We start from the raw sequence: 14,667 nt of genomic DNA on the forward strand, positions 1-14,667 counted from the left end.
GACTTAGCCATTTTGCCTGATCGGCTCCGGTCTATTGACGCTGTATAACCTATGGAAAACAACTATCCCTTACAAGAAAATCTTTATCTGCCAAAATATTTCAGTTCAAAAGCCATTGCCGCTTTTTTTCTGGCTCTCGTAGGGACAAACTTATTGTTTTATAATCGGTTATTGCCATTTCAGTGGATGATATTTGCTATCATCGAAGCAGTTGGCTTTTTCTATTTCACACAAATCCTTTCCAAACGTTGGCGGTCAAGCAGTGTAAAACGCTTTGAAAAACGCCTATTTATCAACTCTTTGGTTCTACATGCCATATGGGTTGTATTTGCGTATTTCTTCTATATCTGGATGAGCGGGCAACCCTTTGAATTTGCGGCAGCTGATTCACATGGATACGTGACACATGGAATGGCATTTGCTGATATGATCAGAAATGGACAATTTCTTGCCATTTTTGCCAATAAAGGAATGGATGTATCCGATATGGGATTTCCTTTGTGGCTATCATTCCTTGACCTGACTGTTGGCCCGTCTTTACTGGTTCAAAGATTAATCCATGCTATTTTCAGCGCCTGGACGGCTGTTTTACTTTACCGGTTGACAACCCGCAATTTTGGAGAGTCTGCCGGAAGACTCGCAGGCATCATGTTTATGCTGCTCCCAAACTTTTTCTTTTACGTTGGTATTCATCTTAAAGAAACAATGATGATTTTCTTTGTAGTAGCTTTTGCTGAAAATGCAGACCAACTAATCCGGGGAGAAAAACTAAAACCTAAAGCATTTATTCTTACCATCGTACTTACTCTGGTATTCTTCCTGTTTCGTACTGCACTTGGGATTACTGCTATTTTTGCTTTAATGACTGCACTGGTTTTTTCAAAAGGACAAAACATCAAGAAATGGGGAAAAAGAATTATCATAGGAGTTTGGGTAGTTGCGGCTCTAAGCGTTTTTCTTTCTGCCAGAATGTCGAATGAAATTCATGAATTATACGAATATAGGAATGCTGACCAAGCTACCAGCATGAAATACAGAGCTATTGAAAAAGGGGGCAATTCATTTGCCCGTTACGGCACCATGGCGCTTTTTGCCCCGATGATCATCACACTTCCATTCCCAACCTTCACGTTAGCAAACGATGAACAAAAAAATCAGATGATGTTTTCCGGTGGATATTTCGACCGCAATGTGTATAGTTTTTTTGTTCTGCTTGCCCTCTTTTTGCTAATACGAAGGAAACAATGGAGAGAACACCTTTTTATCATTACTTTCTTTGTTACCTATCTGCTCATTATCGCCAAAAGTGCTTTTGCCATGTCCGAGCGATTTCATTTACCAGCAGTTCCTTTCCTTTTAGCCATGGCAGCATATGGCATGACCCAAACCGGGAAAAAGGAGCGAAAATGGTTTATCCCGTTTTTGGCGTTTATCGTTTTCCTAGTGATTGGATGGAACTGGTTTAAGCTCGCCGGGCGCGGTATTGCCTGATGTAGGTTGTCCACTTAAAAAATCGTACCTTTGTAGTTTGTAAAAGATACGACATGGACAATAATACAATTTTAACACGATTAGAAGGATTATCACAACGCTTTGAAGAAGTTTCCACATTAATCACAGATCCGAGTGTCATTGCAGACATGCAGCGATTCGTGAAACTCAACAAAGAATATCATGAATTGGAACAAATTGTAAATGCCCAGAAAGAATATCAACAACTTTTAGAACATTTGCAAGAGGCAAAAACCATCCTTGAAACGGAAGGCGACCCTGAAATGCGTGATCTGGCCAAAGAAGAAATCGAACAAATCCAGGAGAAATTGCCTGTTCTGGAAGAACAGATCAAACTTATGCTGGTACCCAATGATCCTCAGGATGCAAAAAATGCTATCATGGAGATTAGGGCAGGAACAGGCGGCGATGAAGCTTCGATTTTTGCAGGCGACCTATACAGAATGTACACTAAATACTGTGAAAACAAAGGATGGAAAATTCAGGTTACCAATTTCAATGAAGGAACAGCCGGTGGATTTAAGGAAATTGTAATGGAAATTTCGGGTGAAGGAGTTTACGGCATTCTAAAATACGAATCTGGAGTCCATCGTGTCCAACGCGTACCAGCAACTGAAACACAAGGAAGAGTACATACTTCGGCAGCAACTATTGCTGTACTGCCGGAAGCAGATGAATTTGACGTTGATATCAAAGAATCAGACATTCGGGTAGATATTTTTTGTGCTTCGGGACACGGAGGACAATCTGTGAACACTACCTATTCCGCTATTCGTCTGGTACATATTCCTACAGGAATAACCGTGCAGTGCCAGGATGAAAAATCACAGTTAAAGAACAAGGCTAAAGCTATGGTGGAACTGCGAAGCCGAATTTATAACATGGAATATCAGAAATACCTGGACGAAATAGCATCCAAGCGTAAAACGATGGTTTCCACAGGAGATCGTTCGGCAAAAATCCGTACGTATAATTATCCCCAAAGCCGTGTCACCGACCACCGGATTGATCTTACGCTTTATAACTTACCGAACATCATGGATGGCGATTTACAGCCCATCATCGACAAATTAATTGTTGCAGAGAATGCAGAACGCATTAAAGAAGCCCAATTATAAAGGGAGATTGAAAGCACTTACACAAACGTCACAAAATTCATTATCTTTGTATCATATCTAATTTTCAAAATCTAACTAAACCGACAATGAAACTTTTAGCAGGAAAAGTAGCGCTTATCACAGGAGCTGCAAGAGGAATAGGAAAGGCAATTGCATTACGATTTGCTGAAGAAGGAGCAAATATCGCATTTACTGATTTGGCATATGACGACATAGCCAAAGCTACCGAAAATGAACTAACCGCATTTGGCGTAAAAGCCAAAATGTATGCTTCAAACGCGGCAAATTTTGACGATACACATACAGTAGTGGCTGAGATTGTCAAAGAATTCGGACAGATTGATATTTTGGTCAATAATGCCGGCATCACACGCGATGGATTGATGATGCGTATGACCGAACAACAATGGGACATGGTAATCAATGTCAATCTGAAATCAGCCTTTAATTTTACACATGCCGTTATTCCTACAATGGTTCGCCAAAAAAAGGGCAGCATTATCAATATGAGTTCCGTTGTTGGTGTTTCCGGAAATGCAGGTCAAGCAAATTATTCTGCCTCAAAAGCCGGTATGATTGGATTAGCAAAGTCAATTGCCAAAGAATTTGGTTCACGTAATATTCGTGCAAACGCCATTGCTCCTGGATTTATTGAAACGGAAATGACACATGCACTTACAGACGAACAACGTGCAAAATGGACGGAAGTTATTCCATTAAAACGTGGCGGAACTCCTGACGAAGTTGCCAAGGTATCGCTTTTTCTGGCTTCCGATCTGTCATCTTATGTATCAGGACAGGTAATCCACGTTTGTGGTGGAATGAACACTTAATTGACAACAAACCAATGCTATAAAACGAAGAAACGCAGTTGCTGAATAGTGGCTGCGCTTCTTTTAGCTTCAAGATAAATCATTCAATAAAAAAGAATGATTTTTGAGCGATGTTTCTGTAATTCCTTATCACACATGCCGGTGGATACACATTTCGAAAAAAGTTAAAATTCAGGAAAGATGAACATAAACATGCAGCCGACCATCGAAATTATGGACACTACGCTACGCGATGGAGAACAAACATCCGGCGTATCGTTTGCTGTCAACGAAAAGCTGAGCATTGCCCGTCTCTTACTGGAAGAAGTACAAGTAGATCGTATCGAAATCGCATCTGCCCGTGTTTCCAAAGGAGAACAGGAAGCAGTAGCCCGCATCATCAACTGGGGAAAAGCAAGAGGCTATTTGTCGAGAATCGAAGTTTTAGGATTCGTAGACGGAACGATCACGGTAGATTGGATGAAAGAAACCAAAGCTGCGGTACTTAATCTGCTGTGCAAAGGATCCCTGAAACACGTCACCGCACAATTACATCGTACCCCCGAAGAGCATATCGCTGATATTAAACAAGTTATCCATTATGCTGAACAAAATAACATTCAGGTAAACGTTTATTTAGAGGACTGGTCCAACGGGATTCAACATTCTCCCGATTACGTATATTTTATGATGGATCATCTTCTCCAGCTACCCATCATGCGCTTTATGCTACCCGACACATTAGGCATTTTAAATCCTTATCAAACGGGAATTTATTGCAAAGACATGATTGATCGCTATCCTTCAGCACATTTTGATTTCCATGCGCACAATGATTATGATTTTGCTGTGGCGAATTCATTTGCTGCAGTAATGGTGGGAGTCCATGGCATACACGCCACTGTCAACGGACTTGGTGAACGGGCAGGTAATACGCCGCTATCAAGCGTAATGGCAGTCCTAACCGACCACTTACATGCCAAGCTGCGCACAAAAGAAGATCGCATTGCCCACGTTAGTAAAATCGTGGAAAGTTATTCCGGAATTCGTATTCCGGCCAACAAACCCATCATCGGAGAAAATGTCTTCACACAATGTGCCGGTATTCATGCTGATGGTGATAATAAAAACAATCTATATTATAATGACTTATTGCCTGAACGCTTTGGACGTGAACGTTCTTACGCTTTAGGAAAAACTTCAGGGAAAGCCAATATCCGGAAAAATCTGGAAAGCCTGGGGATTGAACTGGATGACGCTTCCATGAAGCTCTTGACTCAGCATATTATTGAATTAGGAGATAAAAAAGAATTAGTCTCTATGGAAGACCTGCCTTATATTATCTCCGATTTATTACATAGTGAGGAAGTAGACGAAAATATTCGTGTCCTAAATTATTCCTTATCCGTTGCACAGGGATTAAAACCCGTTGCAACGATTAAAATAGACATTAAAGGAGTTGTATATCAACGGACTGCCGTTGGCGATGGTCAATACGATGCATTTATGAAAGCACTCTGGCAAATCTATGATAGCTTAAAGAAACCGCATCCAATCCTCATTGATTACGAAGTCACGATTCCTCCAGGTGGAAGTACTGACGCATTTGTACAGACTGTAATCACATGGAAATTTAATGACAGGACATTCAAAACAAGAGCATTAGATCCGGATCAAACTGAAGCCGCTATCAAAGCAACTATTAAAATGCTGAATCTCATCGAAACTATGTAAGAAAGGGATTCGATTGAAAAATAGACGTGAATTCTTTTACTATATTTATCATTGCAATCGGTCTTTGCATGGATACTGTGTCAGTATCAGTCGCAGCAGGATGTAGCAAGCAGCCTTTAAAAATAGGAACAATTCTACGCTTTGCATTGGTTTTAGCTGTTATGCAAGGCGGGATGCCTGTTTTAGGATGGTTTCTTGGAGAACATGTTGCCGATCTTTTGTCACATATTGACCATTGGATTGCATTCGGCCTGCTGACCTGGATAGGAGGCAAGATGGTGTATGATGGCATCATCGAATATCATCATCCACATAAAAAGAAATCACTCCGGCTTAATTCCTATAAATTTCTTTTCACGTTAGGTATCGCAACCAGTATTGATGCTTTTGCCGTAGGATTCACATTTGCAGCGCTTCATCAAACGATTTGGTTGCCAGTTTTCATTATCACTTTGACTACACTCGCTTTTGCTTTGCTGGGCATTTTTGTAGGGAGGAAAATAGGAAATCATTTTCAGAACTATGCTGAGATAGTCGGGGGCCTCTTACTTATCGGGATTGGCATAAAGATTGTCATTGAGCATTTGTCAATCCATTAATTTATTAATATTCAACACAATGAACACAAATATTGATGCTGCTTTAAAATCATTCGAGCGATTGTTACTTATCATGGACGAACTTCGGGAAAAATGTCCATGGGACAGAGAACAAACACTCGAAAGTCTACGTACGTTAACAATAGAAGAAACATACGAACTGGCGGACGCCATCACAAAAAACAATACGAAAGAACTCAAAAAAGAGATTGGAGATTTACTTTTACATATCGTCTTTTACGCCAAGATAGGGAGTGAGACAAATGACTTTACACTCGACCAAATCATTGATGGGCTCAACGAAAAACTTATTTACCGTCACCCTCATATTTTTGGAGAGACACAGGCAGAAACATCCAATGATGTAAAAGAGAATTGGGAAAAGCTGAAATTAAAAGAAAAAGGAGGAAATAAAACTGTTTTAGCAGGAATTCCCAAATCTATGCCTTCCTTAATCAAAGCCTATCGTTTACAAGACAAGGCTCGCGGGGTAGGGTTTGACTGGAAACAACGGGAAGATGTTTGGGAGAAAGTGGCTGAAGAACTTGGAGAATTGCAAACAGAAATTGCACAGGCAGATGCAGAAAAAAGCGAAGCCGAATTTGGAGATTTCCTATTCAGCATCATTAACGCTGCCCGTTTATACAACATTAATCCTGACAATGCATTAGAGAGAACTAACACCAAATTTATTCAGCGCTTCAATTATTTGGAAGAACAAACCATTCAGAAAGGCATTGACCTAAAACATCTGACTTTAGAGCAAATGAATATTATCTGGAACGAAGCAAAGACCAAAGGTCTTTAAAACGGATCAATCGGAAAAGTTGTGTTAGAGGATAAAAAATGATAATTTTGTTTCATGGAAAAAGAGACAGAATTAAAGTCAGCGGAACATCAGTTGTTGGAGTTAATATTGCCAGAAGGGATCCTGGAGTATTTTGAAATAAAATCAGTTAGGAACATTGGGATAGGTTATGCGGTTTATCTTGAAGAAAAGCCTGATATTCCTTCAGAGTATGCAGGAGAACCTCTTCGTTGTCATGGCTTTCATCAGGAACAAACCATACATGATTTTCCAATACGAGGAAAGGTATTTGATTTGAAGATTAAGTGTCGAAGGTGGTTGAATGCCAATACAAACCAAGTGGTTAGCCGAAATTGGGAACTTACGGCAAAAGGAACGCGATTTACACAGGAATTCGCGGCTTTTTTAAAAGAATTACCTGGATATTCATCCCATAAGTGCTAAATCCCTTGCAGTGCATTATTATCTGGATGGAAAGCAGTTGCAAGAGCAATACAAGGACTATCTGAGTGATTATCATCAGTGGGATCAAAAATCTCATGCTCACCAATGGCTGCTTTATCCGGATAATGTAGACCGTTTCTTAAGTATAGATGAAACTAGCTTGTCTAACGGAGAACTATATACTCTTGTTACCAACAAAGCGGCAAAAGGAGGTAAAGGAACCATTGTGGCTATGGTTCGGGGAACTAAGGCAGAGGATATTGTCGCGGTTCTCAACAAGCTGCCAAAGCGTGTCAGGTGGAAAGTCCGGGAAGTTACCATGGATATGGCAGCCAATATGGAATACGTGATCAAAATTTGCTTTCCCCAAGCCAGTAGAGTGACCGACAGGTTTCATGTTCAACAGTTGGCTTATGATGCCGTTCAGGAGCTCAGAATTAAACATCGTTGGAATGCACTGGACAGGGAAACGATCGATATGGCATTAGCGAAAGCCTGCGGAAGGAAATACAATCCACCGGTTCTGGCAAACGGAGACACTCTCAAGCAACTACTGGCGCGTAGCAGATATTTGTTGTTTAAGAAACCCACAGCATGGACATATTCTCAGAAAACAAGAGCTGAAATTCTTTTTGAACTGTATCCTGACCTAAAGAAAGCATATCATTTTTCCTTGCAATTGGGGGCTATTTACCATCAAACAAAAGACAAAGGAGTAGCTTTTGCTAAACTGGCACAGTGGTATGATAGGGTTGATAACTCAGGTATTTTGTCATTTGGAAGCATCACCAGAACCATTCAATCACATTATTTGACGATCCTGAATTATTTTAATCACAGAAGTACAAATGCTTCTGCAGAATCATTCAATGCCAAAATCAAAGCTTTTAGGGCATCTTTCAGAGGCGTGAGAGATGTGAATTTTTTCCTTTTCAGACTAACAAAAATTTATGCTTAATCAACAAAAACACAACTTTCCCGATTGATCCTTTAAAACACGATTGTATATAACGTAAAAAGCCTACCTCTCTAAAAATGAAAAGTAGGCTTTTTACGTTAATTAAAAAAACTATTTTTTGTTGTTCTTGTGGTTTTCCTTTAAGAACAACTCCAACGCTGCAGTCATCGAAGGTGCTTCGGGACGGGGAGCTTCTATTTCAAGTTGCAACCCAGCATCTCGAATAGCTTGCGCAGTTGTCGCTCCAAAAGTGGCAATCTTGATCTCTCCCTGCTCGAAATTTGGAAAGTTTTTCAATAGAGAAGCGACTCCCTGGGGACTGAAGAAAATCAACAAATCATAATTAAATTCCTCATCCTGAGAAAATTCATTGCTCACAGTCCGATACATAATACCGACATGGAACTGAACTTTATTCTTTTCCAATAAAAGAAGAATCTCCTCATTATGAACATCGGAAAGCACTACCAGATAAGATTCTTCTAAATGTTTGGAAATGATAGAAAACAAGTCAGCCAATTTACCTGTCGCCCCATAAAATACTTTTCTCTTCCTGTACTGAATATACTTTTGCAAATAAAGAGCAACAGATTCAGAAACACAAAAATATTTCATGGATTCTGAAACAGTAATCCTCATTTCCTGACAAATACGGAAGAAATGATCTATGCCGGTCTTTGACGTAAACACAACAGCAGTATGATCTAAAATAGCAACTTTTTGTTGTCTAAACTCTTTCGCCGTTACCGGTTCTACCTTTATAAAAGGACGGAAATCAATCTTCACTCCATATTTCTCAATAATGTCAAAATATGGAGACTTTTCAGATGTTGGCGGTGGTTGTGAAACCAGAATTTTCTTTACCTTCAAAACGTAATCACTTTATTTGTAAGACAAAACTCAATTGTTTAAGCATTTGCAAGCTCACTAAAACTGGCAAAATTTCAAGTGTGCAAAGGTACAATAAAATATAGAAAATTGAATCATGCCAATTCCAAAAAAGTTGGACTATTTTATATAAAATCAAAAAGAAAAATATTCCGCACAAAATCAATATAATAGTATTAAATATTCCCGATAAGCCTATGGAAACAAAACTTTCTGCTGTCATTAAAGGTAGGATACAAAAACCTAAACCAACCAACATGGAGAAATAAGCGCTCCGAAACTGCAAAGCCCGTCTATCTGAAGCAAAAAATACGAATTCCAGCAGTCGGAATGACAACCATTTTATGCCAAAAAACAGCAACACGCCAATGAAAGTGACTGCTAATATTACGAATCCTAACACAATATCAGCATGAGGAAAAAACGATGCGGCGAAAGGATATAAGAAAGTGGTAAATCCCAGAACCCCTAAAAACAACAAAACAAGCCGATACCTGAATTCGATCGCTCCTAATTCTTCCTCGAACAAAGAACTCCTGCCCATTTTTTTCTGAAACACTGCACGGGCACCATCTTTAAAAATTTTGGTAGCACGTGGTATCAGATAGGCATATATCACACCTATTAATAAAAAAATACCCGACGAAACGTTGTAGGAAAACAAGCCGGAATGAATATTGATGCCTTCAAATCCGGTTTGCTGAATTATTACCGGACATGTCGATTGAGTACGCAAATAAATATTCGTCCCATACCGTCCCCATAAGGTATCCATAGGAGCTATTCTTTGCGAAATATAAAAGGAAGTTGTATCAGGAGTAGTATAACTCATATTAAACAGCAGCAAATTGGCGTGCATCATCAGGCCAAATCATAGCATTCTCAATAGCAGGTAATACCTCCTCGGGGGTTTCTACCACTTGCCAGATTTGGCGATGTTCGTTTCGAATAAATTTTTCTGATTCAGCATGTTGTATAAGTTGAAGAAAATAGCGGAAATAGTTATTGGTATTCAAAATAACAATCGGTTTATTGAATAATCCCAGCTGCTTCCATGTAATAATTTCAAAAAGCTCGTCAAAAGTACCGATGCCTCCGGGCATTGCAACAACGGCATCTGCCATCGCAGCCATCAATGCCTTTCGTTCATGCATAGTTTCAACGATTTTCAATTCAGTCAATCCATCATGATGCCATCCCTCATCGCACATAAAACGAGGAATCACACCTGTTGCATGCCCTCCGTTCTGCAATAAGCCATCAGCCATAGCTCCCATCAATCCAGCTTTACCACCACCAAAGACAACCCGGATTTTTGCTTTCGCAAAACACTCTCCTGCCTTGGCTGCCGCTTCATAATAACTCGGCAAGGCTTTGCTACTTGAGGCACAATATACAGAAACTGTTTTCACTAAAATACTGTTTGATGTTTCTAATCAATAATACAAATCAGGACTCAGCCTAATTTATCCAATCCGTATTCATTAATTTTCCGGTACAACGTTCGCTCAGAAATGCCCAGTTCCTTTGCAGCCAGTTTTCTTTTCCCCTGATTACGTTCTAGCGATTTTATAATCATCTCTTTTTCTATAGCCTGCAAAGATCGGGATTCTTCCACAATTTCCTGTGTGTCTTCAATATGACCCTCCTTATCTTCAGACTCCATAGCAGGAGTATATTTAGAAGACATAAATGTATCCTTAGTTTTCAAAGAAGAAATGTGTTGCGGACGGATCAACTCAAATTCATCAGTGCTCATTGATGGAGAAACATTCACCTTCTCTCCTGCCATTAGTTCATGTACCAAAGCTTTCAAGTCGTTCATATCCTTGCGCATATCGAACAAAACCTGATACAGAATCTCCCGCTCATTAGCAAACATTCTCTGATCGTTGGAAGCATGGCCTAACAAGGAAGGTAATTTTTCCATTTCATTATCAGGAAGATAAATACGAAGTACGTCTCCTGTTATTTCTCGGTTCTGTTCAATAACCGAAATTTGTTCGGTAATATTTTTCAACTGCCGTATATTGCCTCTCCAATAATAATTAACCAGCGATTGTTGTGCATCATCGGTAAGACGGATAGCTGGCATTCTATATTTTTCAGCAAAATCCACAGCAAATTTTCGGAATAAAAGCAAGATATCTTCTTTACGCTCCCGAAGTGGAGGAATAAAAATAGGAACAGTATTCAAACGATAAAATAAATCTTCGCGAAACTTCCCTTCCCGGGTAGCTTCCTGCATATTCATATTGGTAGCGGCAACCACTCGTACATTGGTCTTCTGAACTTTAGAAGATCCTACCTTCATAAATTCTCCGGCTTCAAGTACTCGTAACAAACGCACTTGCGTCGAATGAGGCAATTCACCCACTTCATCCAAAAAAATAGTACCACCATCAGCCACTTCAAAATAGCCTTTCCGATCGCCTAAAGCACCTGTAAATGAACCTTTTTCATGACCAAAAAGTTCAGAATCAATCGTTCCTTCAGGAATCGCTCCACAGTTAACTGCTATATACGGACCATGTTTCCGATGACTGAATTGATGAATAATCTGAGGAAAGTTCTCTTTCCCGACACCACTCTCACCCGTAATCAAAACAGATAAATCGGTAGCTGATACTTGAACTGCAATATCAATAGCACGATTGAGTAGCGGAGAATTGCCAATGATTCCAAAACGTTGTTTTACAGCTTGTAATTCCGATAGTTGCATACTCATTTTATTGGCTCAAATAACATTGAAAGAAAAATCCTGACGCATTGTCTTAACATGACAAAATTACATCTTTTTCATGAAAAGTACACTGATGCTTTTGTAAAAAGCACGTCTGCATCTCCTGAGAAAGAAATTATAAAACAAACTTCAGCCTATATCCCGCTAAAATCAACGGCATCAAACAATAAACTTGGAGTCTGCCAGCCAGACGACTTCATCGGGTCATTGCCCACTTCAACCAGATGATTCCACAAAGCCAACATGTTGCCTGTTAGGTTCATTTCGCCAATTGGGAACTGGATATCTCCTTTTTCAACCCAGAAACCTTCAATACCATAGGAAAAATTGCCTGTGGAACTATTACAATTTCCTCCGTTAAAACCAGTAATCAGAATACCTGTATCAAGATGCTTCAAAAGTGCTTGACGATCACTGTCTCCTAAATTGAACTGTAGTACGGATGGAGATCCTGTGGTAGGATCAACACCCAGTTTATGGGCGTTGTAGGTATCGATATAATAGTTTTGCAAAATGCCATGATCAAACACACTAAGCGGCTTCAAAGCAATACCTTCGCGATCGAATCCACGCGCTCCGATCGTATGGGGCAATAATGGATTATCTATTAAATTCAATTTATCCGATCCAACTTTATGCCCTTGCTTTCCTATCAGGAATGAATTATTTTGCTGTAACGCAGCCCCGCTTAAAGCATTCAGCAGAGGTGACAATAATGTCCGTACTTCATTTTTCTCAACAACCATCGGATAGGCAGCAGACTGTATTTTACGTTGCCCTATTTTCATCAGGGCCCGATCTAATGCAGTTACTCCTATACCTTCTTTTTGCAAAGCTTTCCATGATAAAGCCTGATCATACCAATACGCTTCGGGGCGGGCATCACCTTCTCCCTGAACAGAAATACTCACTGAAATGCCACACGATGAGGAAGCGCTTTCAATCTCTAATCCATTACTGTCAATCAAATACGTAAAGCTTTCATTGTCCCCATAGGCAGATGCTACCGAAATAATCCGGGCATCGTTACGGTCAATCTCTGCAGCAGCATCAAAAGCAGCCTTCAATTTAAAATCAGGATCAAGCTTAGCAATATCAGGATCATAAAGCGATAAAAACTGATCGCTACCCTTGAAATAACGATTACCATCAGGCAAGTGACGGGCTTCATCAACGGCTAACAAACGAGTCGAAACAATTGCCTGGGAAAAAAAATGTTCCAGTTCTTCTTTGTTCAGTCGGTTTGTGGAGAAAGAGCCATAACGCCCATCCACAAATAAATAACCGATCAATTGATTTTCTTCAGCTTGCTGTAGATGCTCTATTTTTCCGTCGCGAACTTCAAATGAACTGTCAGTTCCTGAATACATTCCGATGCGACAAGCCTGCACCCCGTGTCTCAACAAGTAATCCCTCAACCACAAGGCTAATTCTTTCTGATTAGTTGATATCATTTTAATCGTAAATAATAGTTTCGCTAAAAAGATTTATTCGGTTGCTCCACCCACGGTCAACTTTGATACCAATACCGATGGCATGCCGCAGGTTACAGGACAACTTTGTCCATCTTTGCCACAAGTCCATGTTCCGTTATCCATAGCATAATTGTTAGCAACCATCTTAATATCAGACAAAGCTTTAGGACCATTGCCGATAATATTAATATCTTTGATAGGTTGAGTTAGTTTCCCATCTTCAATCAAATATCCGGTTTTAACAAAAAACGTAAAATCACCAGCTCCTATCTGTACCTGACCGTTCGTGAAAGAATCAACATAAATACCTCTTGTTACAGAAGTAATCAAATCCTGTTCGGTTGCCTGACCGTTCTCCATATAAGTAGCCCGCATACGGGGAATAGGTGCAAACCGAAATGACTGACGGCGCCCGTTGCCTGTAGGAGGAACGTCAAAATGACGAGCGCTGATCCTGTCGTGCAAATAGCTCGTTAGGATACCATCCTTTACAAGATATGTTTTTTGTCCTTCTACTCCTTCATCATCAATATTAACCGCTCCCCGATTGAACGCAATAGTACCATCGTCAACCACAGATATCGATTCATGACAAATTTTCTTCCCCAACTGATCAGAGAAAATAGAAATATTTTTCCGGTTAAAATCCGCCTCAAAAGCATGTCCTATGGCTTCATGCAATAAAATTCCCGAACCACCGGCACCCATTACAACAGGCATTTCGCCTCCTTTTGGAGAAACAGCATCAAACAGAAACAATGTTTGCTTTACCACTTCCTGCGCTAGTGTCTCCACCAGCGACTCTGTCAGGAATTCGGTTCCCATGCGGAACGACCGTGCAGCACGTCCATTTTCCACTTGACCGTCTTTCTCCATGACACAGGTAACCGACAATGTTGCCATTGGCCTGTAGTCACATGTCAAAACACCTTCGGAATTGGCATAAAGGATATAGGAAGTAGTATCTGTTTGCGACACCAGTACCCGCGACACATAATTACTCAAGCTAAAAATACGATCATTCAGCTTTTGCAGAAAAGGTCGTTTTTGTTCTACTCTCCCTTCTTCCCAAGACTGTACAAGGGGATAAAAGGACGACACATCACGACTGGCATCTAAAGCTACCGCATGATGCGGAGTCGATTCCCGGGCGATACGCGAAGCCGTACGGGCAGCTTTCAGCATTTCTTCCAAAGTAACTGTCTCGGTGTAGGCGTAGCCCGTCTGGTCTCCATTGACTACACGGGTTCCTACTCCAAAATCAATATTGGCAGAAACTGCATTGACTTCTCCATCGCGTAAATTCAACATCGAATCAAAAGTGTGTTCAAAGAACAGATCCGCAAAATCCCCTCCCGTTGACATGGCTTCATGAATGACCATCTGTAAATCAGAAGAATTCACTCCAAAATGAGCCATCATATCGGATAGTAAATATTCTTTTTGAAACGAGGAAGTGATCTTATTTTCGTTACTCATTGGCAGATAATTTTGTTTTTACAAGACAAATAAAATTCCATAATCCCTTATTTTCATGCTATCTGGCAGCACATGGACTTTTTATGTTATATTTTTT

14 protein-coding genes are annotated in these 14,667 nt (G+C 40.1%); 8 read left to right on the top strand and 6 right to left on the bottom strand.

Going from position 1 to position 14,667, the window contains the following annotated elements; all coding sequences use genetic code 11:
- Positions 1 to 51: 51 nt before the first annotated feature.
- The 8 genes from FHX64_RS12335 to FHX64_RS12370 all read left to right on the top strand — a co-directional run bounded on the left by FHX64_RS12335 (position 52) and on the right by FHX64_RS12370 (position 7,985).
- Positions 52 to 1,491, top strand: coding sequence for a glycosyltransferase family 39 protein (locus tag FHX64_RS12335; RefSeq protein WP_183414134.1), 1,440 nt, complete (start codon positions 52 to 54; stop codon positions 1,489 to 1,491).
- 53 nt (positions 1,492 to 1,544) lie between these two features.
- On the top strand, positions 1,545 to 2,630 hold the full coding sequence (gene prfA / locus FHX64_RS12340) for a peptide chain release factor 1 (protein WP_183414135.1): 1,086 nt from the start codon (positions 1,545 to 1,547) through the stop codon (positions 2,628 to 2,630).
- Positions 2,631 to 2,716: 86 nt separating this feature from the next.
- On the top strand, positions 2,717 to 3,463 hold the full coding sequence (gene fabG, locus FHX64_RS12345; protein ID WP_183414136.1) for a 3-oxoacyl-[acyl-carrier-protein] reductase: 747 nt from the start codon (positions 2,717 to 2,719) through the stop codon (positions 3,461 to 3,463).
- A 180-nt stretch (positions 3,464 to 3,643) separates the two neighbouring features.
- Positions 3,644 to 5,176: an alpha-isopropylmalate synthase regulatory domain-containing protein gene (locus tag FHX64_RS12350; RefSeq protein WP_425487969.1), complete on the top strand. Its 1,533-nt coding sequence runs from the start codon at positions 3,644 to 3,646 to the stop codon at positions 5,174 to 5,176.
- A gap of 68 nt (positions 5,177 to 5,244) precedes the next feature.
- Positions 5,245 to 5,775 (top strand): manganese efflux pump MntP, encoded by a 531-nt coding sequence (locus tag FHX64_RS12355; RefSeq protein WP_183414137.1) that lies wholly within the window; start codon positions 5,245 to 5,247, stop codon positions 5,773 to 5,775.
- 19 nt (positions 5,776 to 5,794) lie between these two features.
- The gene (mazG, locus tag FHX64_RS12360; RefSeq protein WP_183414138.1) at positions 5,795 to 6,583 is read left to right on the top strand and encodes a nucleoside triphosphate pyrophosphohydrolase; all 789 of its coding nucleotides are present in this window, start codon (positions 5,795 to 5,797) and stop codon (positions 6,581 to 6,583) included.
- A 54-nt stretch (positions 6,584 to 6,637) separates the two neighbouring features.
- The gene (locus FHX64_RS12365) at positions 6,638 to 7,027 is read left to right on the top strand and encodes an ISAon1 family transposase N-terminal region protein (protein ID WP_183411864.1); all 390 of its coding nucleotides are present in this window, start codon (positions 6,638 to 6,640) and stop codon (positions 7,025 to 7,027) included.
- Between the two features lie 10 nt (positions 7,028 to 7,037).
- A complete protein-coding gene (locus FHX64_RS12370) occupies positions 7,038 to 7,985 on the top strand; it encodes an ISAon1 family transposase (RefSeq protein ID WP_425487970.1) in 948 nt (315 codons plus the stop codon).
- A 111-nt stretch (positions 7,986 to 8,096) separates the two neighbouring features.
- Here the strand turns inward: FHX64_RS12370 and FHX64_RS12375 are convergent, their stop codons facing one another.
- The 6 genes from FHX64_RS12375 to FHX64_RS12400 form a co-directional block, all read right to left on the bottom strand.
- Entirely contained in the window at positions 8,097 to 8,855 is a 759-nt protein-coding gene (locus FHX64_RS12375; protein ID WP_183414139.1) for a uroporphyrinogen-III synthase, read from the bottom strand.
- A 7-nt stretch (positions 8,856 to 8,862) separates the two neighbouring features.
- Positions 8,863 to 9,705, bottom strand: coding sequence for a DUF4271 domain-containing protein (locus FHX64_RS12380; RefSeq protein WP_183414140.1), 843 nt, complete (start codon positions 9,703 to 9,705; stop codon positions 8,863 to 8,865).
- 1 nt (position 9,706) lies between these two features.
- Positions 9,707 to 10,285, bottom strand: a complete 579-nt coding sequence (locus FHX64_RS12385; RefSeq protein ID WP_183414141.1) for a TIGR00730 family Rossman fold protein — start codon at positions 10,283 to 10,285, stop codon at positions 9,707 to 9,709.
- Positions 10,286 to 10,329: 44 nt separating this feature from the next.
- Positions 10,330 to 11,595: a sigma-54 interaction domain-containing protein gene (locus FHX64_RS12390; protein ID WP_183414142.1), complete on the bottom strand. Its 1,266-nt coding sequence runs from the start codon at positions 11,593 to 11,595 to the stop codon at positions 10,330 to 10,332.
- A 155-nt stretch (positions 11,596 to 11,750) separates the two neighbouring features.
- On the bottom strand, positions 11,751 to 13,070 hold the full coding sequence (locus tag FHX64_RS12395) for a TldD/PmbA family protein (protein WP_183414143.1): 1,320 nt from the start codon (positions 13,068 to 13,070) through the stop codon (positions 11,751 to 11,753).
- A gap of 33 nt (positions 13,071 to 13,103) precedes the next feature.
- On the bottom strand, positions 13,104 to 14,570 hold the full coding sequence (locus FHX64_RS12400) for a TldD/PmbA family protein (protein ID WP_183414144.1): 1,467 nt from the start codon (positions 14,568 to 14,570) through the stop codon (positions 13,104 to 13,106).
- Between the last annotated feature and the right edge of the window lie 97 nt (positions 14,571 to 14,667).

This window comes from Microbacter margulisiae (assembly GCF_014192515.1).
GTDB classification, from domain to species: domain Bacteria; phylum Bacteroidota; class Bacteroidia; order Bacteroidales; family Paludibacteraceae; genus Microbacter; species Microbacter margulisiae.